This is a genomic window from Accumulibacter sp. (genome assembly GCF_023806565.1).
In the GTDB taxonomy this organism is placed as follows: domain Bacteria; phylum Pseudomonadota; class Gammaproteobacteria; order Burkholderiales; family Rhodocyclaceae; genus Accumulibacter.
This window is the reverse complement of the sequence record NZ_JAMTDV010000012.1, coordinates 1-24,685: the sequence shown is the minus strand read 5'-3', so window position 1 is coordinate 24,685 and position 24,685 is coordinate 1. Positions and strand designations below refer to the sequence as shown.

Sequence of the window (24,685 nt, the reverse complement as noted above, 5' to 3'; positions counted from 1 at the left end):
AGGAGAAGCAGGATGACATACAGTGTCAAGGTGCTGGATCACTACGAGAATCCACGCAACGTCGGTTCGTTCGGAAAGGAAGAAGAGGGGGTGGCCACCGGCATGGTCGGCGCGCCTGCCTGCGGTGATGTGATGAAGCTGCAGATCAAGGTCGGCAAGGGCGGCGTCATCGAGGACGCGAAGTTCAAGACGTATGGTTGCGGATCGGCGATCGCATCGTCTTCGCTGGTGACCGAGTGGGTAAAGGGCAAGACGGTCGATCAGGCCCTCGAGATCAAGAACACGCAGATTGCCGACGAGCTGGCGCTGCCGCCGGTAAAGATTCACTGCTCGATCCTCGCGGAAGACGCGATCAAGGCGGCAGTGGCCGACTACAAGAAGAAGCACGGCGAGCCAGTCTCGGCTTGACAGACCAGTAAAGCAGGAGGTTTTTCATGGCAGTGACGCTTTCCGAACGGGCAGCCAGGCACGTGGCGAACTACATGGTCAAACGCGGAAAGGGCATCGGACTGCGGCTTGGCGTGCGCACCAGTGGCTGTTCCGGGATGGCCTACAAGCTTGAGTTCGCCGACATCGCACGACCGGACGACATCGAATTCGAGTCGCACGGCGTCAAGGTTCTGATCGATCCGAAAAGCTTTCCCTATCTCGACGGTACCGAGCTCGACTACGCGCGCGAGGGTCTCAACGAAGGATTCCGCTTCAACAACCCGAACGTCAAGGACGCCTGCGGCTGCGGCGAGAGTTTCAACGTCTAGTGCGTCGACCGAGCGGGGGAGCAGCGGGCTCTGTCGCCTGTTCGCGCCGCCGGCCGAGGGGGCTTGCGCTGCCGAAAGATCATGGACTTCAATGCCGATCACTTCACGCTTTTCGATCTGCCGATCGCTTTCCGGCTCGATTCGGCGCAACTCGACCGGCGCTACCTCGAAATGCAGTCCAGGGTTCATCCGGACCGTTTCGCGAGTGCCGGCGAGGCGGAACGGCGGCTCTCGCTGCAATGGGCGACGCGCGTCAATGAGGCCTACCAGACGCTCAAGAGGCCCTTGCTGCGGGCAATGTACCTCCTGCAACTGGCGGCGCACGATGTCGCCATCGACAACAATGCCGTGATGCCGGCGGAGTTCCTGGTCGAACAGATGGAATGGCGCGAGGCGGTTGGCGAAGCGCGCGCCGCTGGCGAACACCACGAACTCGAGCGCTTGCACCATCGCCTGCAGCGGGACCTGCGTGATCGCTACGAGGCCGTCGCCGTCCTGTTAGACGACCGGCGCGATCTGGAAGGAGCGGCGGACCACGTGCGGCGCCTGATGTTCCTGGAAAAGCTGCTCACCGAGATCGACGATGCGATGGCGGCCTGCGAGGAGTAGGTAGCAAGCAAGGCTTCTGCACCGAGCCACCTGCAACAAGGACCAGGAATTCCTTCATGGCACTTCTACAGATTGCGGAACCGGGTGAATCCAGTGCGCCGCACCAGCACCGACTGGCCGTCGGCATCGACCTGGGAACGACCAATTCGCTGGTGGCAACGGTGCGCAGTGGTCTGGCGGTTGTCCTCAGCGACGAGCTCGGGCGTCCGTTGCTGCCTTCGGTGGTCCGCTACATGCCGGATGGGCAGACCGAAGTCGGCTACGACGCACAAACCCGGCAGGCGCTCGATCCCCGCAACACGATCGTCTCCGTCAAGCGGTTCATGGGCCGCGGCCTGGCGGACATCAGCAATCGCGAGGGAATGCCCTACCGCTTCGACGACGCGCCGGGCATGCTGCGCCTGCACACTGTTGCCGGTCTGAAGAGTCCGGTCGAGGTTTCGGCCGAGATCCTGCGCAACCTGCGCCTGCGCGCCGAAGCGTCGCTGGGAGGTGCACTGTTGGGGGCGGTGATCACGGTTCCCGCCTATTTCGACGATGCCCAGCGGCAGGCCACCAAGGATGCTGCCCGGCTCGCCGGACTGCCGGTGCTGCGCCTGCTCAACGAGCCGACCGCGGCAGCGATTGCCTACGGTCTCGACAACGCCGCCGAAGGCGTCTATGCGGTGTATGACCTTGGTGGCGGCACTTTCGACATTTCGATCCTGCGGCTGTCGCGCGGCATTTTCGAAGTGTTGGCGACCGGCGGTGACTCGGCGCTCGGTGGCGATGACTTCGACCACCGCATCTTCTGCTGGATCCTCGAAACGGCTGGGCTCAAGCCCTTGTCGGTCGAGGACGCGCGCGTGCTGCTGACGCGCGCCCGCGAGGCCAAGGAATACCTGACCTTTCATGGCGTGGCTCCGATCAGCGCGCGTCTCGACAGTGGCGAGATCGTCGACCTGACTCTGAGCACCGAGATCTTTTCCGAGATCACGCAGACCCTGGTGGCGAAGACCATGCAGCCGGTGAAGAAGGCGCTGCGCGATGCCGGCCTGTCCGTTGCCGACGTCAAGGGCGTGGTGATGGTCGGCGGCGCCACGCGCATGCCGCAGGTGCAGCGCGCAGTCGGCGATTTCTTCCGGCAGGACCCACTGAACAATCTCGATCCCGACAAGGTCGTCGCCATCGGGGCGGCCAAGCAGGCAAACCTGCTGGCCGGCAATGGCGCCGCCGGCGACGACTGGCTGCTGCTCGACGTCATTCCGCTGTCGCTCGGGATCGAAACCATGGGCGGACTTGTGGAGAAGATCATTCCCCGTAACGCAACGATTCCGACGGCGCGTGCACAGGAGTTCACGACCTTTCGTGACGGCCAGACGGCGCTGGCAGTGCACGTCGTGCAGGGCGAGCGCGAACTGGTTGGGGACTGCCGCTCGCTGGCCCGCTTCGAACTGCGCGGGATCCCCCCGATGGTGGCGGGTGCTGCTCGCGTCCGCGTCACTTTCCAGGTCGACGCGGATGGTCTGCTGGCAGTCACGGCGCGCGAGAAGACTTCCGGCGTCGAAGCGAGCATCGTGGTCAAGCCCTCGTATGGCCTGTCGGACGACGAAATCGCCGAAATGCTCAAGGATTCGCTGCAGCACGTCCGGGACGATGCGCTCCAGCGAGCGCTGCGGGAAGCGCAGATCGACGCCGAACGCCTGCTCGAGGCGGTACGCGCGGCGCTGGTCGGCGACGGCGAACTGCTGAGCGCAGACGAGCGGGCGCGCATCGACGCCGACATTGGCAAGCTGCAGGCAGCGACGCGCGGCGACAACCGCCGCCAGATCGTGCTGGCGATGGATGACCTCGAAGCCGACACCAAGGACTTCGCCGCACGACGCATGGACAAGTCGATCCGCCGCGCTTTCGCCGGCCGCAGGATCAGCGAACTCGACAGCGATACGACGATTGCGCACACCGGAGAAGCGACATGACGCAGGTCATCGTCCTGCCGCACGTCGAGATCTGTCCCGAAGGTGCGCTGATCGAGGCACAAGCGGGCGAATCCCTTTGCCAGAACCTGCTCGAAAACGGGATCGCCATCGAGCATGCCTGCGAAATGTCGTGCGCCTGCACCACCTGTCATGTCATCGTGCGCGAGGGATTCGAAGCACTCGAACCTTCCGACGAGATCGAAGACGATCTGCTCGACAAGGCCTGGGGTCTCGAACCGAACTCACGGCTGTCGTGCCAGGTGATCGTCAATGAAACGCCATTGGTGATCGAAATCCCGCGTTATTCGATCAATATGGCCAAGGAGGGGCATCGATGAAATGGACCGACATCAACGAGATTGCCGTCGAACTGGCGGAAGCTCATCCGCAGATTGATCCGCTGCAGATCAACTTCGTCGACCTGATGAACTGGGTGCTCGCTCTGCCCGGCTTCGAAGACGACTCCCGGCACTGTGGCGAGAAGATCCTGGAAGCGATCCAGCAGGCCTGGATTGACGAGCTGCAATGAAGCCCGACGACACCGGTGGTGGCCAGCGCAACGTTCTCGGCGGACCGCTGGGTTCGTGCAGCGAGAAGCCGATGACCGGGTTTTATCGCGACGGTTGTTGCAACACCGGGGACGAAGACCTTGGCAGCCACACGATTTGCGTGCTGCTAACCAGCGAATTTCTGGAATTTTCCAAGGCGCGTGGCAACGACCTGTCGACGCCCCGTCCCGAGTTCGCCTTTCCCGGACTCAAGGCGGGCGACCGCTGGTGCCTCTGTGCCATGCGCTGGCGCGAAGCCCTGCACGCGGGCAAGGCGCCACGCGTCGTTCTCAATGCCACCAATGAAGCCGCGCTGCTGATCGTCGGCCTGGACGACCTCAAACGGTACGCGATCGATCTGAATTGACGTGCCGGCGCTGCCAGCAACTCGCGGCAGGAATGGCGCCAGCGGCCAGGGCAGTACGGCCGGCATCCGTTTGCGCGCTGGCCGGAGATCGGTCGAATTGTTCTGGGGAGTGTGTCGATGAAGAAATGGGTCGTTGCCTGCGTGCTTGCCGGCGTTCTGTTTACCGCGGCAGCGGCCGACCGGGGGCTGCCACAGGCGATTTACCAGGCGGCGAGGAAGGGCGACGCAGTGGCCCAGTACAGGGTTGGCGAGATCTACGATCTTGGTCGGGGCGTCGCGCAGGATTACCGGGAAGCCGTCCAGTGGTATCGTCGGTCGGCCGAACAGGGCTATGCGCAGGCACAGTTCGCGCTCGGAGAAATGTACAAGAATGGCGATGGCGTTGCCAAGGACCTCGCGCAGGCCGCGCACTGGTATCGCCTTGCAGCGGAGCAGGGAAACCCGGGTGCCCAGCTCCTCCTCGGCGTGCTCCATGAAAGTGGCCTGGGTGTTGCGCTCGACTTCAGGGAAGCGGCGAAGTGGTATCGTCAGTCTGCTGATCGGGGGGATGCACGTGCGCAATTGCTGCTGGGCGTCTGTTACCAGCTCGGTCAGGGTGTATCCAGAAACCTCGTCGTTGCCTACGCGCTCTACAGCGTATCGGCCCGCAACGATTCCTCCCCGGGCAATCCGGCGCCGAACCATCGTGCTCAGTTGGCTCGCAGCATGAGCCCGGCGGAAATCGACGCGGCGAAAGGCCTGTCCGGCGAAATGTCCCGCGCCGGCAACTTCTCGCCGGCGCTCGATCGCTACCTCCAGAGCTCTTCGTCCGGGCCATGACTGCCTTTCGGCCACATACCTGGCCACGATGTACACTATCGTGTCGCAGATCCGGTAGCCGCGATTGGCAGGAAAGATTTGGCAAGAAAGCACATTGATCGACCCGCCGGAAGACGGTTACAATAGCGGGTTTTTCCACCTTGCTCCACCGTTCGCATGGCGGGGGGCTTCAACCACAAGGAGTATGCATGCGCCATTACGAAATCGTCCTCATCGTCCATCCCGACCAGAGTGAACAGGTCCCGGCGATGGTCGAGCGGTACAAGTCACTCATCGCCGGGCGTGCCGGGCAGATCCATCGTCTCGAAGACTGGGGACGTCGCCAGCTGGCCTATCCGATCCAGAAGTTGCACAAGGCGCACTACGTGCTGATGAACATCGAGTGCGATGGCGCGACCCTGAGCGAACTCGAGCATGGCTTCAAGTTCAACGACGCGATTCTTCGACACCTGACGATCAAGACGAAGCGTGCGGTGAGCTCGCCTTCGCCAATGATGAAGGACGAGAAGTCCAAGTCGCTGCTCGAGGTGCGCGCGCCGACAACGGCCGAGCAGTCGGCTGACTGATTGTCGAGGCGCTGCTGAATCGGCTCGAGCTGACCGGAACCCTGATCGAGCGGCAGGGGCTGCGCTTCACGCCGGCTGGCGTGCCGGTCACGGAATGCCTGATCGAACACCAGTCGGAACAGGTGGAAGCCGGCAGTCCCCGTCGCGTCGAGTGCGAGATCCGGGCGATTGCGCTGGGTCCGACGGCACGCTGGCTGGCGGCGGCAAGTCCCGGCGCGGCGCTTCGCCTGACCGGCTTTCTCGCCGCCCGTAGCCGAAACAGCAAGCAGCCGAGACTGCATATCACTACGATCGAATTTGTCGAAGGAAATCAAGATGGCAAGATTCTTCAAGAAGAAGGATGACAAGAACGTCAAGAAGCGGGGAAGTGGTCTGTTCAAGCGGCGCAAGTTCTGCCGCTTCACTGCCGAGAAGATGGAAGAGATCGACTACAAGGACGTCGATCTGTTCAAGGAGTATATCGCCGAGAACGCCAAGATCATGCCGGCGCGCCTGACCGGGACCAAGGCGGGTTATCAGCGCATGCTGTCGGTTGCCATCAAGCGCGCCCGTTTTCTCGCGCTGCTGCCGTACACCGACAATCACCAGTAGGAGACGACGATGCAAATCATTCTGATGGAAAAGGTCGCCCACCTCGGAAACCTCGGCGATCTCCTCAAGGTGCGCGCTGGCTATGCTCGCAACTATCTGATTCCCAAGGGGAAGGCCAAGCGTGCGACGCCTGCTGCACTGCAGGAGTTCGAAGCGAAGCGTGCCGAACTCGAAAGCATTGCCGGCGAGAAACTGGCCGCCGCGCAAGCACAGGCCGAGAAGCTCGGTGGAGTGGTGGTGACGATTGCGCGCAAGGCCGGTGTCGATGGTCGCCTGTTCGGTTCGGTGACAAATTTCGACGTCGCCGATGGCTTGCGCGCGCTTGGATTCGAGATCGAGAAATCGGCGATTCGCATGCCTGCCGGTCCGCTCAAGACGATTGGCGAGACGCAGTTGGAGGTGTCGCTGCACAGCGACGTGCTGGCGACGGTGACGGTCGCCGTCGTCGTCGAGCAACCGAAGCTGTAGCTCGCCGCCCGTCGGTAACAGGGCCCTGCCGGAAGGCAGGGTTTTTTTTTCTCCGGCAGGAAATGGCGCGCTAAACTCATTCCTTTGCCCGGCGCGGACGGCGGAGGATCGGATACAGGCGAAACCTGTTGCGCCCGCCGCTGTTGACGCGCCAGGTCGATCGAAGACCACTGGATGGATTCCGATGTCCGACACGACGCTGGCCCATTTGCGCGTGCCACCGCATTCACTGGAAGCGGAGCAATCCGTGCTCGGCGGCCTGCTGCTCGATAACGCCGCCTTCGACAAGATCGCCGACGTAATGGCCGAGGGCGATTTCTATCGCGACGAGCACAAGCGCATTTACCGCCAGATTCGCAAACTGCTCGAGCGTGGCAAGCCGGCCGATGCGGTGACGGTTGCCGAGGGCCTCGATCTGGCCGGCGAGGGCAATGCAACCGGCGGGCTTGCCTACCTTGGCGAACTGGCGGCGAACACACCGTCGGCGGCGAATATTCGACGTTATGCGGAGATCGTCCGGGAGCGGGCAATTCTTCGGCTACTGGTGACTGCCGGCGATGAAATCGCTGGCAGTGCGCTCAACCCGCTCGGCCGAGATGCCAAGACCCTGCTTGACGAGGCGGAGGCAAAGGTCTTCGCGATCGCCGAAGGCGGCTTTCGTCACCAGTCCGGCTTCGTGCACATCAACCCGCTGCTGACGCAGGTCGTCGAACGTATCCAGGAACTGCACGATCGCGACAATCCATCGGACATCACCGGCGTGCCGACCGGCTATCACGATCTCGACGCGAAAACCTCGGGCCTGCAGGGCGGCGACCTGCTGATCGTCGCCGGTCGTCCGTCGATGGGAAAGACGTCGTTTGCGCTCAATATCGCCGAGTATGTGGCGATCGAGGTCGGTCTGCCCGTGGCCATTTTTTCGATGGAGATGGGTGGAACGCAGCTTGCGATGCGCATGCTGTCGTCGGTCGGTCGGCTCGATGCGCATCGCGTACGCACCGGCCGTCTCAATGACGACGAGTGGTCGCGCCTGTCCTTTGCCCTGGGCAAGATGCACGAGGCACCGATCTACATTGACGAGACCCCGGCACTCAATCCGATCGATCTGCGCGCGCGTGCGCGCCGCCTGCACCGCCAATGTGGCAAGCTTGGCCTGATCGTCATCGACTATTTGCAGTTGATGTCCGCCACTTCGCAGGGCGAGAACCGGGCTACCGAAATCTCCGAGATCTCGCGATCGCTGAAGGGTCTCGCGAAGGAACTGGGCGTTCCGCTGATGGCGCTTTCGCAGCTCAACCGGTCGCTCGAACAGCGACCGAACAAGCGTCCGGTAATGTCCGACCTGCGGGAATCGGGAGCGATCGAACAGGACGCCGACCTGATCATGTTCATCTACCGTGACGAGGTCTACAACCCGGATACGCCGGACAAGGGAGTCGCCGAAATCATCATCGGCAAGCAGCGCAACGGGCCGATCGGCACCACCCGCCTGACCTTTCTCGGCGAATACACGCGCTTCGAGAATTTCGCCAATCCGGGCTCGTATTGAGCGGCGACTGCCGCAGGGCGACTGCGTTCAGACCTCGACGCGGCTGGCGTTGACCGTGTAGTTGAAGTGCTGGCTGTCGGCGGCGTCGAAACGAATGCCTCCCGCCTCGGCCTGCGGCAGCACCAGAAAGGGCAGTGGTCTGCCGGTGGCGCCATAGAGGCGCACATCCTGCGCCGAATTGTAGGCGATCCAGTTCATTTCCCAGAAACCAAATAGCAGCTTTCTGAGAACCACGAGCTTCGGGTCGCTGCTGTTCAAGTGCTCATCATGGATGGCCTTGCGCACATCACCGGGATCGACCGGGATCCAGCCGTATCCCGGCGTATAGAACTCGGCGCGGCAATGTTGCACGGCGCGCAGGTTGCCGGTGGCGCCGAGTCCGGCGAACAGCCGCGAGCTGTCGACACGCAGTCCGAACACAGGACGTGCTGGGATCCCGATCGAGCGACACATCGCGACGAAGAGGAGCGAGATGTCGGCGCTCTTCCCGCCCAGTTGGCCACTGTCGAGCATCGCTTCGACATCGCCCTGGCCGATGCCATTGCGCGCCGGATCGTAGCTCGTGTTTTCCACCACCCAGTCGTAGATCGCCTTGCCCTGGGCGACCGGATCCTTGATCCGGCCGACCGCCCGTTCGGCGGTACGGCGCACGAGCCCGTCGGTCGGCACCAGATCGGTCGTTTGCAGGCAGCGGCGGAGAACGTCCCCTCGTTCGGCGACGCTGCCGCGTCGAGTGATGTCGAAATGACGGTCCTGTTTCGCTACCTGACTGAGGAGTTGCAGTTGCGGCGTTGCACTGCCGTCCTTCCAGTCCGCGTAAAACACTTCCATTTCGGCCACGGGGTCGCGGTAAATGCCGGCGCTGTCGAAATTTCCTCGCCAGCTATGGCCCAGCGAGCGTTGCCAGAAAGTGTCCTTGTATTGGGCCAGCGGTATCCATACCCGCAGTCGTCCCTTGACGTTGCTGATCGTGATTTGCGAGGTGATATCGTAGTTTCGCCAATTGGGCAGAGGCTCGTCCGGCAGGCTGATGGCGTTGCGAGCTTCGGCGGGGGCAGCCGGAACGGTCGCGGCCGGCTGCGTTGCCGCTGGCGTTTCGGCAACCGGGCGGTAACTGTGTCTGCCGCCCTTACTGGAAGAGCTGGCGCGGCCACCGCCCCGCGCGCTGCCCTTGCCGCCGGAACTGCCCTTGCTGCTGCTCTTGCCGCCCGAGCTCTTGCCACTTCCGTGAGCGGTGGATTTTGCCGGAGCCGAACTGGTGGCCTTCTTGCTATTGGCGGCGAGCACGGGCGCCGGCGCCAATAGCGAGAGAAGCGCAGAGGCGGCAAGGAAATCGCGTCGTTTCAATCGACTCTCCGGTAAGCGTGGGATCCTTGTCGCACGGATCCGGCAGCACGGATCGGTGGCTAAAAACGGCCGGGCCGTGTCATGCGACACGGCCCGATCCTTCCGGAAAAATTATAGCACCTCTGCCGCGTGGTCGGCCAGGCGGGAGCGTTCGCCGCGCTGCAGCGTAATGTGTCCGGCATGTTTCCATCCCTTGAAGCGATCGACGACGTAGGTAAGTCCGGAACTTCCTTCCGTCAGATAAGGCGTGTCGATCTGGGCAAGGTTGCCCAGGCAGATCACCTTGGTGCCGGGTCCGGCACGGGTGACCAGGGTCCTCATCTGCTTCGGCGTCAGGTTCTGCGCTTCGTCGATGATCAGGAACCTGTTGAGGAAAGTGCGGCCGCGCATGAAGTTGAGCGACTTGATCTTGATGCGGTTGCGGATCAGATCGTGCGTGGCGGCGCGGCCCCAGTCACCGGCATCGTCATCGCTCCGGTTGAGAACTTCGAGGTTGTCTTCGAGCGCGCCCATCCACGGTCCCATCTTCTCCTCTTCGGTTCCCGGCAGGAAGCCGATATCCTCGCCGACGGGAACGGTGACGCGGGTCATGATGATTTCGCTGTAACGTTTCGCTTCGAGTACCTGGGTGAGAGCTGCGGCGAGGGTAAGCAAGGTCTTGCCGGTGCCCGCCTGGCCGAGCAGGGTGACGAAATCGACTTCCGGATTCATCAGCAGGTTGAGGGCGAAATTCTGTTCGCGGTTGCGCGCCGTGATTCCCCAGACACTGTTCCTGTGGTGGGTATAGTCGGTCAGCGTCTGGATCTCGGCGCTCAGGCCGGAGACTTCGCGGACGATTGCATGCAGCGCCCGGTCGCCCGCCTGGAAAAGAAACTGGTTGACCAGCAACTGTGCGCAGAGCGGTCCCTTGATTCGGTACAGCGTGCGACCGTCCTTCTTGTGCGACTCGATGTCCTGACCATGCTCGTCCCAGAAATCAGCCGTAAGCTCCTGCATTCCGGTGTACAGCAGATCGGTGTCTTCGAGGACCTTGTCGTTGAAGTAATCCTGCGCCTGCAGCCCGAGGACGCGGGCTTTGATGCGCATGTTGATGTCCTTGGAGACGAGGATCACCGGGCGCTCCGGATGTCGTCGCTGCAGGTCGATGACGACCGCCAGGATCTGGTTGTCGACTTTTGCTGTTGGCAAGCCCGCGGGCAGGTCGCCGGCGACCGCTTGCGTCTGCAGGAAAAGGCGGCCGTTGGCCAGCTTGCGGGAAGGTCCGTGGAGCGGAATGCCCTGGTCGATCGTCCCGTCCATGCTGTTGACGATCTCGTCAAGTGTGCGCGTCACCTGGCGAGCATTGCGGGCGATTTCGGACAAGCCTTTCTTGTGGTTGTCGAGTTCCTCCAGGGTCATCATCGGCAGGAAAACGTCGTGTTCCTCGAAGCGGTAGAGGCTGCTCGGGTCGTGCATCAGGACGTTGGTGTCGAGGACGAAAAGCTTCGCGGGCGTGCGGTCAGCCGAATGCTCGGCCGTGACTGCGGTATTTCGGACCATGGGAGCGCTTGCCGGATTGGATCGATGAGCGAGTCAGATCTGGCTGATGAAATCGAGCACTTCCTGGGCATGACCGGCCACCTTCACGCCACGCCATTCACGCCGCAGCACGCCCCTGCGGTCGATGACGAAGGTGCTGCGCTCGATGCCACGAACCTGTTTTCCGTACATCGATTTTTGCTTGATCACCGCGAAGCGGCTGCAGAGCAATTCCTCGGCATCGGAAAGCAGGTCGAACGGGAGATCCTGCTTCGCCTTGAAGTTTTCGTGTGATCTGATGCTGTCACGCGAAACGCCGACGACGATGGCTCCGGTTGCGACGAACCGGGCGTGGAGGTCACGAAACTGTTGCGCTTCGGTGGTGCATCCGGGCGTGCTGTCCTTGGGGTAGAAATAGAGGACGACGATGCTGCCCTGGCAGGCGGAAAGAGTGAAGGCGCGGCCGCCGGTCGCGGGCAGGCTGAAATCTTCTACTGTCTGATCGATCATTGCTGGCTTTCAGGAAACGGGAGTTCGATTGTTGTAAGAAACCCAAGCCTCGGTCAAGCAGCTCGATGTCGGCGGTCTGGCCACGCCGGTGAGGCTCAGCAGCTATAGGTGCCTTGCAGGAAAAGGATGCGCTGATCCAGTTCAAAGGCGGCAAAGGCCCGCTCGTAATGTGCAAGCAGCGCATGCAAGAGAACTGCCAGCGAGAGCAGGCCAATCGCCCGGCCGTTCTCCAGCACCGGAAGATGGTGCAGCCTGTTTTCGGTCATCACGACCAGGCATTCCTCGGCGGTCTGTTGCAGCGTAGCGAAAAACGGGCTGGGGCGGATCAGTTCTGCCACCTGGGCATGCGCTGCCGCTCTGTTGCCGAGGACGACCTGGCGCAGGTAATCGCGTTCGGAAAACATGCCGGCAAAGCGCTCGCCGTCCACCGCGACGAGCGCTCCGAGATCGTGCTCGGCCATCTGCCGCAAGGCATCCTGCGCGAGCGTGCGAGAGTCAACCGACCACGTCGCCGGCGGGCCCGGAGGGAGGACCTTGCTCACCGTCAAGGTACCGATACGGGGATGCTTTGCCAATTTCATCGCTTCATCCTCGCTTCCGACACTGCGGGTCTGCTCGCGCGCCATTCTTCGCACACCGGGCGGAGCAAGCGGTGCTGCCTGCCGTGTGTGCCTTTTTGTCCGGGGATTAAGACCGGCAAACTGCTTTCCTGTTCCCGGCGGTCGGCAGTCGGCACCAGTAGCTCACGCGATTCTTGCGCGAACACGACCTACTGCTTCGGGGCCGGGCGCCAAGGCAAGCTTACCGGATTTAACCTCGCTTCACGCGCGCGGGACAGGTTGATCCACGAATCTCGGACATGGGGCTCGGGTTCGAAGCTCTCGATCAGACGTTGGAGCAGTCGCACCCTCTCGTCAGGCGGCAAACCCAGTACTTCAGCCTATACTGCCTCCGAACGGAAACGCTACTCATGAAGATATCACAGTGCGTGACTCGCCGTCGTGACTGTGCCGAGCCGCGAGGGGAAGTGCTTCGCGCAGGTGGTCAGTCCCGCGGCCCACACTCGGCGGAAAAACTCGACGCTGTCCCCCACTTGAAGGCTGTGGCTGCGAGTTTGGATGTCAGGCAGGAGAAGCCTCATGGCGTGCCTGCCGGTCTGACGCCTGAAGAGATCTTCTGTCACGCCTACTCGGTGTGTCACAGTCCCTGCTGCCGCAGCCGCTACTTCGAGTTCCTGAAGGGCGACTTTCCGTGACGTCCGCTGACCGGTAACCGGGAACGGTTCCGTGCGCTGACCCGACTCGTTGGCGAGCTCACCGCCCTACAGTGGCTGCAATCTCCCAAGTTCGCCCAGCCCATCACGGAGTGGATCGGCGGCAGAGCCACTCCGTGGTCGAGAAGATCTCCTGGTCGCGCGACGCCGTGTGCGTAGACAAGGTGCAGACTACCGGTTTCCGCGGCGTGTGGGAGGAAATTGGGAACTTCCACATCGGCGGCTGTCGGGTCTGCGAGAAGTGGCTCAAGCACCGCAAGGGCCGCACGCTGCGCAACCGCGACAGATTGCCCGCCGACCTCCGGGCCGACCCATACTTCAAGCGCGTACCGTCGATGCAGGTCGAGCGCGGCAGGACGGCGCTCGCCTTCCAAGCCAGGGATGACGTGCGCGAAGTCGCGTACGCGTGCGTTCCGCGCTGTCATCGAGAAAGCCGAGACCGGCTTCGAGAATGCGTTGTCAGAAAGTTCGCCCCCATTTGCTTTTCGTTGTATACTGTACGAATATACAGTAACGAAGAAAGGAGGCCAGGGCCATGGCCAAGTTACTCACCCTGCGACAACGGGAAATTCTCGAATTCATCCGCAACACCGTGGAGAGCCTTGGGGCGCCCCCGACACGCGCCGAGATTGCCAGTGCCTTCGGTTTTGCCTCGCACAACGCCGCTGAGGAACACCTCAAGGCGCTCGCCAGAAAGGGCCTCCTCGTTCTCGAACCGGGCTCGGCGCGCGGCATCCGGCTGGTCGAACAGCTCGGTCTGCCACTGATCGGCAGTGTGGCCGCCGGCAGCCCGATCCTGGCCATGGAAAACGTGCAACGCCGATACCTGCTCGATGCCAGCCTGTTCCGGCCGCGTGCCGACTTCCTGTTGCGCGTGCGTGGTCTGTCGATGATCGACGCCGGCATTCTGGATGGCGATCTGCTCGCCGTGCATCGCAGCAGCGAGGCGCGCAACGGCCAGATTGTCGTTGCCAGGCTCGATGATGAAGTGACGGTCAAGCGTTTCCGTCAGCACGGCGAGGTGATCGAGTTGATCGCCGAGAATCCCGATTTCAAGCCGATCATCGTCGATACGGCGGCACGGACACTGGCTATCGAAGGAATTGCCGTCGGCTTGATCCGCGACGGCGAGGCAATGTGAGCACGATCTCGCCGGTAAGCGCCTCGCTGACGCTTTCGCAAATCCTCGAGCGTTCCGATGTCTGGCGGGGAGATGCGCTGGCCAGGGCACCGCTGCCCGGCGTACCCACGGGTTTTGCCGAGCTTGACCGGGAATTGCCCGGTGGCGGTTGGCCACGTGGCAGTTTGACCGAGATCCTGCCGGCACGTCGCGGGGTGGGCGAACTGAGCTTGCTGTTGCCGGCGCTGGCGCGGATCTCGACCGACGAACTCGCCTGGCTGGTCTGTGTCGCACCGCCATATCCGCTCTATGCTCCCGCGTTGCAGGCGTGTGGCGTCGATTTGTCACGCCTGCTGGTGGCCAGCGCGCCCGGTCGTGATGCCGCCTGGGCCTGCGAGCGTTCACTCGCTGCCGATGGGGTTGGCGCTGTCGTCACCTGGTTGCCCGAGGTCCAGGTCAGATCGCTCCAGCGTCTGCAACTGGCTGCCGAGGCCAGTCGTACGCTGCTGTTCATTTTTCGTCCGGCGGTCTGTGCCAGTCAGGCGTCGCCGGCGCCGTTGCGCCTGGTGCTCGCAGGAGAAGAAGGGCAAGTCGTCGTCCGTTTGCTCAAGCGCCGTGGCAGCGTGCAGCCGGTGCCCCTGTCGATCGCCATTCAACGTCCGCTACGCCTGAAAAGTCGCGAAGAAAGTCATGCTCTGGCTGGTTCTGTCCCTGCCACGCCTGCCACTCGAAGTGTTTCCCTGCCTGCCACCGCCTGCTGCCATCATCCATCGTGAACGTATTGTCGTTATCGACGATGTGGCAGCATCGGCTGGCGTGCTGCCCGGCCTGCGGCTGGCCGAAGCGTGGGGATTCCTGCCGGGCCTGTCCGTACGGGAACGCGATCTGGCGCGCGAGCAGGCTGCGCTGATCCGGCTTGCCTGTTGGGCAGGCAACTTCACTTCGGAAGTCAGCCTGCTGCCGCCACGGACGCTGCTGCTCGAAGTGGCCGGATCCCTACGCCTGTTCGGCGGGGCAGCAGCGCTGTTCGAGCGAGTGGTCGCCGGCTGCAGCGAGCAGGGTTTTGCACCGCAGGCGGCCTTGGCGCCGACACCGCTTGCCGGACAATGGCTGGCATCTGCCGGCGACGATCGGGCCTGTCTCGATACGGCCGAACTGCCGCATCGCCTCGGCAAGCTGCCGCTGGCAGTGCTCGAACTTCCAGCTCGAAAACATGCTCGTCTCGTCGGCTTTGGTGTGCGTTCGATCGCGGACATGCTGCGCCTGCCACGTGCCGGCCTGGCGCGTCGCCTTGGAGCCGATCTGGCGGATGATCTGGCACGCGCTCTCGGCGACTTGCCGGATCCGCGACCACGTTTCGTCTTTCCGGAGCGCTTTGCCGAGCGGCTGGAACTGCCGATGCCGGTGGACAGCGCGATGGCTCTCTTTTTTGCCATGCGTCGCCTGGTGGCCACTTTATGCGGCTGGCTTGCCGTACGTGCCGCGGGAATCCGTGAATGCGTTTTCGAGCTCGCCCACGAGTGCGGCCGCGGGCCACGCTCGGCTACCATGCTCGTCCTCGCTTTCAGCAGCGTCACGCGCAGTGCCGAACGGATTGCCCGTGTGCTCGACGAACGCCTGCAAAGGCTCGAATTGCCGACCACAGTCCTCGCGATCACCCTGCAGGTGGAAGCACCGGCAGCACTTCCCGGGCATGCGAAGAGTCTGTTCGGCGCGCGCGGCAAGAGTGCTGGCGATTCGCTGGCCGTACTGATCGAAGGTCTGCAGGCGCGCCTTGGCAAGGACAGCGTGCATGCCCTGTCGGCGGTCGCCGAGCATCGCCCGGAGAATGCTTCGCGGCGAGTCGCGCCGACAGTCATGCCTTTTGCCGGCAACCCTGATTCCGCAGGCCCGGAGCGTTTCCCTTCTCGCCGAACGGTTGCCCGCATGCGGGAGAGGAAGACGTTTGGGCAGGACTCGGGGCAGAATGTGCGAGTCGTTGGCGCGGTTTTCCCATTGCAGTTGCCAGCAGGAAGAGAATCGCCGCCGCCCTCTGCGCCGGACGTGGCGAAAGCGGCGCCTGGCCCGCGTCCCCTGTGGCTGCTCGCCAAACCACAGGCTTTGGACGAAGCAGCCGGCCGGCCGCAGTACGGTGGTCCGCTGCGCCTGCTCTGCGGTCCCGAACGCATCGAGAGTGGCTGGTGGGACGCCGCCGAGCCTGATGCGGTTGGTGATGTGCGTCGCGACTACTTCGTGGCCATTTCGACAAGTGAGGAATGGTTATGGATCTTCCGTAGCCCGGCGGGATGGTTCCTGCATGGCTTGTTTGCCTGAATGTGGCCTGATCTTACTGGAATTTTTCGAGCCCTTTTCTTATACTGTGTCGACAAGAAGAAACTGACGTCTTACCGGAGAGCGTGCGATGCAGATCCATGGTGCCAGCTTGTTGCCCGAGGCCTTGCTGATCGATCTGCCTGAAATCGACGCGCAGCACGAAGAGATCTTCCGGCGCATCGAGTCGCTCAAAGCGGCATGCTTTGGCAGCCAGTCGGTCTCTTTCGAAGACTTCGACAGCCTCCTCGCTTACCTGGAGTACCATTTCGCCAGCGAGGAGCGCCTCGCCCGCGAAGTTGGCGTGGATTTCCGCGAACATGCCACCGTTCACCGCAACAACCTGTACGCCCTGCGCAGGGCGTTCGATGAAGTGCGTTGTGGCGCGCGCGATGTTCACTCCTTCTTGCGCTACGCCGAGTACTGGTTCGAGCGCCATATCTCGGAGGAGGACAAGCCCTTCGCCCGCGGCATCCGCCACCATCGTCCGGGGTTCGTCAGCGCGCCGTCCAGCCTCTCTCCCTGATCCTGGCCTGCCTATCGGTTCAGCATATTCCGTGCCCGCCGCGCTCCGACCGTTCCTCGGCGCCGAGTTTGCACGATTGCCACAACCCTTCGCACGAATCGCAGACCACCCGCAACGCCGCTCGGCAAATGCCCCCGCAATGGCCCTTCCGCATTCTTTTTTGCGTTCTTCCGAGCATTCTGGCAAGCTGATAACCGTAACAGCATATCTCGTCATATTTCATCGCATACCCCCTCCCAGGGCCGTTCGCCGACGGCCTGACCCCTCATCAAAGAGCCCTTACCAACCATGAACATCACCGCCTCAGCCGCCTGGAAGGCTATTGAAGCGCACCGGCAGTCGATCTCGCCAGTGCATCTCAGAGAACTGTTTGCCCGCGATCCGGGACGCGTCGCAGCTCTTTCGCTCAGCTACGACGGGCTCCTTTACGACTTCTCGAAGCAACGAATGGACTCGACGACACTGGCCCTGCTGGTCGCGCTGGCTCGTCAGGCGCGGCTTGACGAATGGACGGCCCGCATGTTCAGCGGGGAGAGGATCAACGCCAGCGAAGATCGATCGGTACTGCATGTCGCCCTGCGCCGCTCGCGTGCCCCGTTTCCCGGCGCTGATCTCGATGTCATGCCGGAGGTGCTGGCGACGCGCCAGCGGATGGCAACTCTTGCCGACCGCATTCGCTCCGGGCAGGCACTCGGCTTTACCGGCATGCCGATTCGGCATGTGGTCAATATCGGTATCGGTGGATCGGATCTCGGACCGAAGATGCTCGGTTGCGCCTTGCGCTCCATCTCGCATCCGGCGCTCGACGTACACTATGTCTCCAACCTCGACGGTGCCCAACTGGCTCCTCTGCTGCAAACGCTCGATCCGCGCACGACACTCTTCCTGGTCGCCAGCAAGACTTTCACCACGCAGGAAACCATGCTCAACGCGCAGACGGCCCGCAACTGGATACTGGCCAATCTCGGCGACAGTGCAGCGGTATCCAGGCATTTCGCCGCGCTGACCGCCAAGCCCGAACGCGCCGTCCAGTTCGGGATCAGCGAGGATGCGGTCTTTCCGCTCTGGGACTGGGTGGGAGGGCGTTTCTCGCTGTGGTCGGCAGTTGGCTTGGCACTGATGATCGCGATCGGCCCGCACGCTTTTGCCGAACTGCTGGCCGGCGCCGAGCGAATGGACGAACACTTCCGAAACGCCCCCTACGAGCGCAACCTGCCGGTGGTGATGGCGCTGATCGGCATCTGGAATACCAATTTCCTCGGCGCGACGAGCAACGCGGTACTTCCGTACAACGAGTCGCTGAAATATTTTCCGTCGTTCCTGCAGCAACTCGAAATGGAAAGCAACGGCAAGTCGGTCGGCATCGACGGAAAGCCCCTCGACCATGCCGCGAATCCCATCGTCTGGGGCGAACTCGGCAATAACGGTCAGCACGCTTTCTTCCAGCTTCTCCATCAGGGTGGCCGCCTGGTACCCTGCGACTTCATCGCTGCCGTGCGCTCCGACTACCCCTTGCCCGGCCACCAGGAGGCGCTGCTCGCCAACTGTTTCGCGCAGAGCGCGGCACTGGCCTTCGGCAAGACGGTGGCCGAGGCGCGCAGCGAACTCGAAGGCACGATGCCGCCTGCAGTGCTCGCCTCGCTCCTGCCGCACAAGGTCTTTCCCGGCAATCAACCGTCGTCGACGCTGCTGCTCTCCCGTCTCGATCCGCAGACACTCGGCGCACTGATCGCCCTCTACGAGCACAAGGTTTTCGTGCAGGGCGTGATCTGGGGGCTCAATTCGTTCGACCAGTGGGGGGTCGAGCTCGGCAAGGCAGTGGCCAGCAGCATTCTGCCGGCCATCGGCAATCCACTGCTGGCGGAGAAGCTCGACGCCTCGACCCGGAGCCTGCTGGCGTTCACCCGAGAGCATATCGGATGAAACCGTATCTCTCCCGTATCGATCCAGGGCATTCCATTTGCGACGAGGCATGACATGAGCAGGCAAGTGATCAGTATTCCCAGCGCGCCTTTCCCGGGGCAGAAACCGGGAACCTCCGGGCTGCGGAAAAAAGTGACCGTATTTCAGCAGGAGCGGTATCTCGAGAATTTCGTCCAGGCGATCTTCGATACGCTGTCGGGCCAGCAGGGACAGACGCTGGTACTCGGTGGCGATGGCCGCTACCACAACGACGTGGCCATCCAGACCATCCTGCGCATGGCCGCGGCGGCCGGTTTCGGTCGCGTGCTCGTCGGCCGCGACGGGATTCTCTCGACGCCTGCGGCGAGCGCGGTGATCCGCAAGTGGCGGGCCTTCGGCGGTATCATCCTGTCGGCGAGTCACAATGCCGGTGGTCCCGACGGTGATTTCGGGATCAAGTACAACCTGGGAAACGGCGGTCCGGCCAACGAAGGCTTTACCGAAGCCGTTTATCGGCGCACTCAGGAAATCACCGTTTATCACACCGTCGAAGCGGCGGATGTCGATCTGCGCCGGATCGGCGACACGGCCATCGGTGACATGCGGGTCAGCGTGATCGATCCGGTGGCGGACTACGCCGAACTGCTCGAATCGCTGTTCGACTTCGATCGTATTGCCGGACTGCTCGCCCGTCCCGACTTTCGCATGCGTTTCGACGCCATGCACGCAGTCACCGGTCCCTATGCGCGGGCCATACTCGAAGGCCGTCTCCGCGCTCCCGCGGGCACGGTGGTCAATGGCGTTCCGCTGCCCGACTTCGCCGGTGGGCATCCCGATCCCAACCCAGTATATGCCGCCGATCTGGTTGCTGCACTGGCGGACAGCAAGTCGGGGTTGTCGTTCGGAGCGGCATCGGATGGCGATGGCGACCGCAACATGGTCGTCGGGCGCAACTTCGTCGTCAGCCCGAGTGACAGCCTGGCCGTGCTCGCCGCCAATCATGCACTGATTCCGGCCTACGCGGCCGGTCTTGCCGGGGTTGCGCGTTCGATGCCGACCAGTTGTGCGGTGGATCGAGTGGCCAAGGAACTCGGCATCCCGTGCTACGAGACGCCGACTGGCTGGAAGTACTTCGGGTCGCTTCTCGACGCCGGCAAGTGCACCCTGTGCGGCGAGGAGAGCGCCGGTACCGGATCGAATCACGTGCGTGAGAAGGACGGCCTGTGGGCCGTTCTCTACTGGCTCAACATTCTCGCCGTGCGCGGAATGCCGGCCGACGTGATCGTTCGTGAACACTGGCGGCATTTCGGACGCAACGTCTACTCCCGCCACGATTACGAAGGGATCGAGACGGCGCAAGGCGATCGCCTGATGCACGAACTGCGCGCTCGCCTGCCGCAATTGCCGGGTGCGGACTACGGCGGACTGCGCATCGCTGCCGCCGATGATTTCGCCTATACCGACCCTGTCGATGGCTCACGCTCGGAGCGACAAGGCGTCCGCATCCTGTTGGACGATGGATCGCGTGCGGTTTTTCGCCTGTCGGGCACCGGTACCGAGGGGGCCACGCTGCGCGTCTACCTCGAACGCTTTGTTGCCGACCCCAGTCAGCACGAAGTTCCGACGCAGGAAGCGCTGTCGCCGTTGATCAGTCTGGCCGATGCCGTTGCGCAAATTGCTGGCATCACCGGCAGAAAGGCTCCGGACGTGATCAGCTAGCCGGCTGCGAACGGGTGACACCTGATGGCGCCACCAGATACGGTGAATCAAGCTAATAGGGGATACGAAGATGGTTGATAGAAGGACATTCCAGTTGCCACGCAGGGCGATCGCCCTGGTTCTCGCCGGTGGGCGGGGCAGCCGCTTGCACGAACTGACCGACCGCCGTGCCAAGCCGGCGGTACATTTTGGCGGCAAGTTCAGAATCATCGATTTTGCCCTGTCGAACTGTGTCAATTCGCAGCTTCGACGAGTCGGTGTCGTTACCCAGTACAAGTCGCACAGTCTCCTGCGCCACCTGCAGCGCGGCTGGAATTTCCTGCACGGCGAGGTCAATGAATTCGTCGATCTGCTGCCGGCGCAGCAGCGCATCGACGAAGAATCCTGGTATCGCGGTACGGCCGACGCCGTTTATCAGAATATCGACATTCTCGAGACCTACTCGCCGAAGCCGGAATACGTCGTGATTCTCGCCGGGGATCACGTTTACAAGATGAACTACGCCCTGATGCTGGTGGACCATGTGGAGAGCGGGGCGGAGTGCACGGTGGCCTGCATCGAAGTGCCGCGTGATGAAGCCAGTGGCTTCGGCGTCATGGCGGTCGACGACAAGGGATGGATCAAGGAATTCATTGAAAAGCCGGCTGACCCACCCGGGATGCCAGACAAACCAGACATGGCGATGTGCAGCATGGGCGTCTACGTTTTCAACGCCGCGTATCTGTACGCCGAACTGGAGCGCGACATCGACGACCCGGATTCGAATCACGACTTCGGCAAGGATATCATCCCGCGCGCCGTGGCCAACGGGGTTGCCGCCGCGCATCCGTTCTCGCGCAGTTGCATCGTGGCTCCGGACGAACCTGGCAGGGAGCCGTACTGGCGCGACGTCGGGACGATCGATGCCTATTGGGACGCGAACCTCGATTTGACCGCGACGAGTCCGGCCTTGAACCTGTACGACCGCAACTGGCCGATATGGACCTACCAGCAGCAGCTGCCGCCGGCCAAGTTCGTGCATAACCACATGGACCGGCGTGGAACTGCCATCGAATCGACGGTGTCGAGCGGCTGCATCGTCTCGGGCGAAATCAACCGATCGCTGCTGTTCTCCGGTTGCCGCGTCCATTCGTATGCGCGCGTGAACCTGTCGGTCGTCCTGCCGGACACCACGATCGGTCAGCGGGCACGTCTCTCGCACTGCGTGGTGGACAGCAATTGCAACATACCGGCGGAGATGGTCGTTGGCGAAGATCCGGCCGAAGACGCCAGGCGTTTCCGCCGCACGGAAAACGGGGTGACGCTGATCACTCGCAAGATGCTCGAACAGCTCCACTGACGCGGGTTCACCCTTTTGCGCATCCTGCACGTCGCCGCCGAAGTCTACCCGCTGGTCAAGACGGGCGGACTTGCCGACGTCGTGGCCGCGTTGCCGGCGGCCCTGGCTGACCGAGGTCTCGACGTTCGCTTGTTGTTGCCGGGAATGCCGGCCATTCTGAACGGCGTCAGCGACCTGCAGAGAGTCATCCGCCTCGGTCCGGCTTTCGGGGCTGCGGTCATTACGCTATGTCTAGGCCGGCTGCCCGATAGCGGGCTACCGGCCTACGTCATCGACGCGCCATTCCTGTATCGGCGCGACGGCAATCCGTATCTGGGCCCGGACGGTCGCGACTGGAGCGACAATCATCGGCGCTTTGCCCTGCTCGGCTGGATTGCCGCGCATCTGGCCGGGGGTGATCTCGATCATGACTGGCAGCCGACCGTGGTGCATGCGCACGACTGGCACGCGGGACTGGCGCCGACCTATGTCGCCCAGAACCCGGCGCTGAATACGGCCACCGTGTTCACGATTCACAATCTCGCTTTTCGTGGCCTCTTTCCGCTCGATCATCATACCGACCTCGGTCTGCTGATCAGCGGCGCCGATCAGAGTGCGCTCGAGTTTCACGGGCAGTTGTCATTCATGAAGTCGGCACTCGTTCATGCAAAACGAGTGAATGCCGTCAGCCCCACCTACGCCCGGGAAATCTGTACGCGGGAATTTGGCTGGGGCCTCGATGGTCTGCTGCGCGGTCGTGGCAGCGACCTGTCGGGCATTCTCAACGGTGTCGATTACTCGATCTGGGATCCGACTTCCGATCCGGCGCTGCCCAGGGCCTACAGCAGCGACAACCTGAGCGGCAAGACCGTCTGCAAGCTACAGCTTCAGGCGGAAATGGGCTTCACCGTCGATGCCAAGGTACCGCTGTTTGCCGTGGTCAGCCGACTGACCTCGCAGAAGGGGATGGACCTCCTGCTTGCGGTCCTGCCGACGCTGCTCGCAGAAGGTGGACAACTCGTCGTCATCGGCAGTGGCGACGCCGATGTGGAGGCAGGATTCCGCGCTGCTGCAGCGGAGCATGGCGACGCCGTATCGGTATACCTTGGCTACGATGACGCATTGTCTCACCGTATCATTGCCGCCGCCGACGTCCTGCTCGTTCCGTCGCGTTTCGAACCTTGTGGACTGACTCAGCTTTACGCGTTGCGTTACGGCACATTGCCCCTCGTACGGCGGATCGGTGGCCTGGCGGATACCGTCGTCGCCATCAGCGCGGAGACGCTCAGGCGGGGCACCGCCAACGGTTTCGCCTTCGACGATGCCAGCCGTCGTGCGCTGGCTGCCTGCATTGGCGAGGCCTGCGCGGTCTTTCGCGAACCGGCCGTCTGGCACCAGGTTCAGCAGTACGGCATGGCGCAGGATTTTTCCTGGGCCGACTCTGCGGCACGTTATGAGGCGCTCTACCGCAGTATCTGACGACCGGGTCGTCATGCCGCAGGCGGCTGGCGGTAGCGTCGGGCGTGCAGAACCGTTTCCTCCGCGCTGCGCCGCGGTTACACTGCCGCGGTTCCCGACGTGAACCTTTGAAGGAGGATTTCTTGTCCCTTGCTCGTTGCCTGATTCGACCGTTCGCCGGCTTGCGGCCGCGCCCTGCTGATGCTGCTGCGGTACTAGCTCCGCCCTACGACGTACTTTCCAGCGCCGAGGCGCGGCAGGCCGTGGTCGGCAAGCCGCTCTCCTTTCTCCATGTCTCCAAGGCGGAAATCGATCTGCCGGTCGACATCGATCCCCATTCGCCGGCAGTGTATGCCCGCTCGGCCGAGAATTTCCGTCGCATGATCGACGCCGGAATCCTCCGCCGCGACCCTCGTCCCTGCTACTACGCGTATCGGCTGGTCATGAACGAACACGTTCAGACCGGGCTGGTCGCCGTTGCCTCGGTTGCCGCCTACGACAGCAACCGCATACGCAAGCATGAATTCACCCGGCCCGACAAGGAGGACGACCGGGTGCACCAGATCGAAGCGCTGAATGCGCAGACCGGCCCGGTGCTGCTCGCCCACCCGGACAGCAGCGATGCCGAGCGGCTGCTCGCGCTGGTCACCGAGAACGACGCCGTCGCCGATGTCACCGCCGACGATGGCATCCGCCATACCTTGTGGGCGATTGATGCACCGGCATGGATCGCACGCATTGGCGAGATATTCAACGCCATGCCGAATCTCTACATTGCCGATGGCCATCACCGCTCGGCTGCGGCATCGCGCGTCGCCGCGGCACGCCGGGGCAGGAGCGGAGCAGGAGACAGCGCCGAGTACTTCCTGTCCGTGATTTTTCCGGCGTCGCAAGTGCAGATCATGGACTACAACCGCGTCGTACGCGATCTCGGCGGACTGAGCGAAGCCGCTTTTCTGACCGCCGTTGGCGACCGGTATGCGATCCGTCCGTCGGTCGTGCCAGTCAGGCCGATGAACAGCGGTGTCTGCGGCATGTACCTGGGCGGCCGCTGGTACGAGTTGACGATCCGCCCCGACCTTCTTCAGGCCTCGGACCCCGTGCGCCGGCTCGACGTCTCTACCCTTGCGGAACAGATCCTCGCTCCGCTTCTGGGGATCGAGGATCTGCGGCGGGATACCCGTATCGATTTCGTCGGCGGCATGCGCGGATTGAGTGAGCTGGAGCGACGCGTAGACAGCGGTGAAATGGCCGTCGCCTTCGCCATGTACCCCACCCAGATGTCCGACCTGATGGCCGTTGCCGACGCCGGCCAGGTAATGCCGCCGAAGTCCACCTGGTTCGAACCGAAGCTTGCCGACGGACTGGTGTCGCACCTGCTCGATCCAGCTCCCGGTTAATGTGAAAGTCGCCTCAGCGACTCACGAACCTCCCCTCGCCCGCTTGCGGGA

Annotated in this window: 27 protein-coding genes and 1 pseudogene; 23 read left to right on the top strand and 5 right to left on the bottom strand. The window is 62.8% G+C overall.

The annotated features are described in order from the left end of the window. The first annotated feature begins 12 nt into the window (after positions 1-12). The 13 genes from iscU to dnaB all read left to right on the top strand — a co-directional run bounded on the left by iscU (position 13) and on the right by dnaB (position 8,233). A complete protein-coding gene (gene iscU / locus NFV80_RS01195) occupies positions 13-408 on the top strand; it encodes a Fe-S cluster assembly scaffold IscU (RefSeq protein ID WP_295325439.1) in 396 nt (131 codons plus the stop codon). A gap of 26 nt (positions 409-434) precedes the next feature. Continuing rightward, positions 435-758, top strand: a complete 324-nt coding sequence (iscA, locus tag NFV80_RS01190; RefSeq protein ID WP_295325438.1) for an iron-sulfur cluster assembly protein IscA — start codon at positions 435-437, stop codon at positions 756-758. Between the two features lie 81 nt (positions 759-839). Further along, positions 840-1,367, top strand: coding sequence for a Fe-S protein assembly co-chaperone HscB (gene hscB, locus NFV80_RS01185; RefSeq protein ID WP_295325436.1), 528 nt, complete (start codon positions 840-842; stop codon positions 1,365-1,367). A gap of 56 nt (positions 1,368-1,423) precedes the next feature. Beyond that, on the top strand, positions 1,424-3,325 hold the full coding sequence (gene hscA / locus NFV80_RS01180; protein ID WP_295325435.1) for a Fe-S protein assembly chaperone HscA: 1,902 nt from the start codon (positions 1,424-1,426) through the stop codon (positions 3,323-3,325). After that, positions 3,322-3,663 (top strand): ISC system 2Fe-2S type ferredoxin, encoded by a 342-nt coding sequence (fdx, locus tag NFV80_RS01175; RefSeq protein ID WP_295325432.1) that lies wholly within the window; start codon positions 3,322-3,324, stop codon positions 3,661-3,663. Before hscA ends, fdx begins: the two co-directional genes overlap by 4 nt. Beyond that, positions 3,660-3,854 carry a Fe-S cluster assembly protein IscX gene (gene iscX / locus NFV80_RS01170; protein ID WP_295325429.1) on the top strand — a complete coding sequence of 65 codons (195 nt, stop codon included), beginning with the start codon at positions 3,660-3,662 and terminating at the stop codon, positions 3,852-3,854. The genes fdx and iscX overlap by 4 nt, the downstream gene beginning before the upstream one ends. Continuing rightward, on the top strand, positions 3,851-4,240 hold the full coding sequence (locus NFV80_RS01165) for a DUF2237 domain-containing protein (protein WP_295325427.1): 390 nt from the start codon (positions 3,851-3,853) through the stop codon (positions 4,238-4,240). The genes iscX and NFV80_RS01165 overlap by 4 nt, the downstream gene beginning before the upstream one ends. 117 nt (positions 4,241-4,357) lie before the next feature. After that, complete coding sequence (locus NFV80_RS01160) at positions 4,358-5,059, top strand: tetratricopeptide repeat protein (protein ID WP_295325424.1); 702 nt, start codon at positions 4,358-4,360, stop codon at positions 5,057-5,059. 188 nt (positions 5,060-5,247) lie between these two features. Beyond that, positions 5,248-5,625, top strand: coding sequence for a 30S ribosomal protein S6 (gene rpsF, locus NFV80_RS01155; protein WP_295325422.1), 378 nt, complete (start codon positions 5,248-5,250; stop codon positions 5,623-5,625). Then, a complete protein-coding gene (gene priB / locus NFV80_RS01150; protein WP_366143382.1) occupies positions 5,622-5,969 on the top strand; it encodes a primosomal replication protein N in 348 nt (115 codons plus the stop codon). Before rpsF ends, priB begins: the two co-directional genes overlap by 4 nt. Further along, on the top strand, positions 5,941-6,216 hold the full coding sequence (rpsR, locus tag NFV80_RS01145) for a 30S ribosomal protein S18 (protein WP_034923543.1): 276 nt from the start codon (positions 5,941-5,943) through the stop codon (positions 6,214-6,216). The genes priB and rpsR overlap by 29 nt, the downstream gene beginning before the upstream one ends. 9 nt (positions 6,217-6,225) lie before the next feature. Further along, positions 6,226-6,684, top strand: a complete 459-nt coding sequence (gene rplI / locus NFV80_RS01140) for a 50S ribosomal protein L9 (protein WP_295325417.1) — start codon at positions 6,226-6,228, stop codon at positions 6,682-6,684. A 184-nt stretch (positions 6,685-6,868) separates the two neighbouring features. Then, a complete protein-coding gene (gene dnaB / locus NFV80_RS01135; RefSeq protein WP_295325415.1) occupies positions 6,869-8,233 on the top strand; it encodes a replicative DNA helicase in 1,365 nt (454 codons plus the stop codon). 27 nt (positions 8,234-8,260) lie between these two features. Here the strand turns inward: dnaB and NFV80_RS01130 are convergent, their stop codons facing one another. From NFV80_RS01130 to NFV80_RS17405, 5 genes are all read right to left on the bottom strand, one after another. Beyond that, the gene (locus NFV80_RS01130) at positions 8,261-9,580 is read right to left on the bottom strand and encodes a transglutaminase-like domain-containing protein (protein ID WP_295325413.1); all 1,320 of its coding nucleotides are present in this window, start codon (positions 9,578-9,580) and stop codon (positions 8,261-8,263) included. Positions 9,581-9,691: 111 nt separating this feature from the next. Next, complete coding sequence (locus NFV80_RS01125) at positions 9,692-11,119, bottom strand: PhoH family protein (protein ID WP_295325410.1); 1,428 nt, start codon at positions 11,117-11,119, stop codon at positions 9,692-9,694. A 33-nt stretch (positions 11,120-11,152) separates the two neighbouring features. Further along, on the bottom strand, positions 11,153-11,608 hold the full coding sequence (locus tag NFV80_RS01120) for a peroxiredoxin (protein ID WP_295325408.1): 456 nt from the start codon (positions 11,606-11,608) through the stop codon (positions 11,153-11,155). Between the two features lie 95 nt (positions 11,609-11,703). Continuing rightward, entirely contained in the window at positions 11,704-12,189 is a 486-nt protein-coding gene (locus NFV80_RS01115; protein ID WP_295325405.1) for a CBS domain-containing protein, read from the bottom strand. A gap of 188 nt (positions 12,190-12,377) precedes the next feature. Continuing rightward, positions 12,378-12,533 (bottom strand): hypothetical protein, encoded by a 156-nt coding sequence (locus NFV80_RS17405; protein WP_366143381.1) that lies wholly within the window; start codon positions 12,531-12,533, stop codon positions 12,378-12,380. 401 nt (positions 12,534-12,934) lie between these two features. On the opposite strand from NFV80_RS17405, the pseudogene NFV80_RS17400 reads away from it, so the two are divergent. The 10 genes and pseudogenes from NFV80_RS17400 to NFV80_RS01070 all read left to right on the top strand — a co-directional run. Then, positions 12,935-13,156: pseudogene (locus NFV80_RS17400) on the top strand (type ISP restriction/modification enzyme); the annotation flags it as partial. A gap of 260 nt (positions 13,157-13,416) precedes the next feature. Then, positions 13,417-14,022, top strand: coding sequence for a transcriptional repressor LexA (lexA, locus tag NFV80_RS01110; RefSeq protein ID WP_295325402.1), 606 nt, complete (start codon positions 13,417-13,419; stop codon positions 14,020-14,022). Then, positions 14,019-14,777 (top strand): translesion DNA synthesis-associated protein ImuA, encoded by a 759-nt coding sequence (imuA, locus tag NFV80_RS01105; RefSeq protein ID WP_295325399.1) that lies wholly within the window; start codon positions 14,019-14,021, stop codon positions 14,775-14,777. The genes lexA and imuA overlap by 4 nt, the downstream gene beginning before the upstream one ends. Further along, positions 14,692-16,314, top strand: coding sequence for a DNA polymerase Y family protein (locus NFV80_RS01100; protein ID WP_295325396.1), 1,623 nt, complete (start codon positions 14,692-14,694; stop codon positions 16,312-16,314). The genes imuA and NFV80_RS01100 overlap by 86 nt, the downstream gene beginning before the upstream one ends. A gap of 124 nt (positions 16,315-16,438) precedes the next feature. After that, positions 16,439-16,837 (top strand): hemerythrin family protein, encoded by a 399-nt coding sequence (locus tag NFV80_RS01095; protein WP_296757551.1) that lies wholly within the window; start codon positions 16,439-16,441, stop codon positions 16,835-16,837. 288 nt (positions 16,838-17,125) lie between these two features. Continuing rightward, a complete protein-coding gene (gene pgi, locus NFV80_RS01090) occupies positions 17,126-18,760 on the top strand; it encodes a glucose-6-phosphate isomerase (RefSeq protein WP_295325392.1) in 1,635 nt (544 codons plus the stop codon). 54 nt (positions 18,761-18,814) lie between these two features. Then, positions 18,815-20,458 (top strand): alpha-D-glucose phosphate-specific phosphoglucomutase, encoded by a 1,644-nt coding sequence (locus NFV80_RS01085; protein ID WP_295325389.1) that lies wholly within the window; start codon positions 18,815-18,817, stop codon positions 20,456-20,458. Between the two features lie 70 nt (positions 20,459-20,528). Further along, positions 20,529-21,797, top strand: a complete 1,269-nt coding sequence (gene glgC, locus NFV80_RS01080) for a glucose-1-phosphate adenylyltransferase (RefSeq protein WP_295325387.1) — start codon at positions 20,529-20,531, stop codon at positions 21,795-21,797. Positions 21,798-21,812: 15 nt separating this feature from the next. Next, positions 21,813-23,255 (top strand): glycogen synthase GlgA, encoded by a 1,443-nt coding sequence (gene glgA, locus NFV80_RS01075; protein ID WP_296757548.1) that lies wholly within the window; start codon positions 21,813-21,815, stop codon positions 23,253-23,255. A 122-nt stretch (positions 23,256-23,377) separates the two neighbouring features. Beyond that, entirely contained in the window at positions 23,378-24,634 is a 1,257-nt protein-coding gene (locus NFV80_RS01070; protein WP_296757545.1) for a DUF1015 family protein, read from the top strand. The last annotated feature ends 51 nt before the right edge of the window (positions 24,635-24,685 follow it).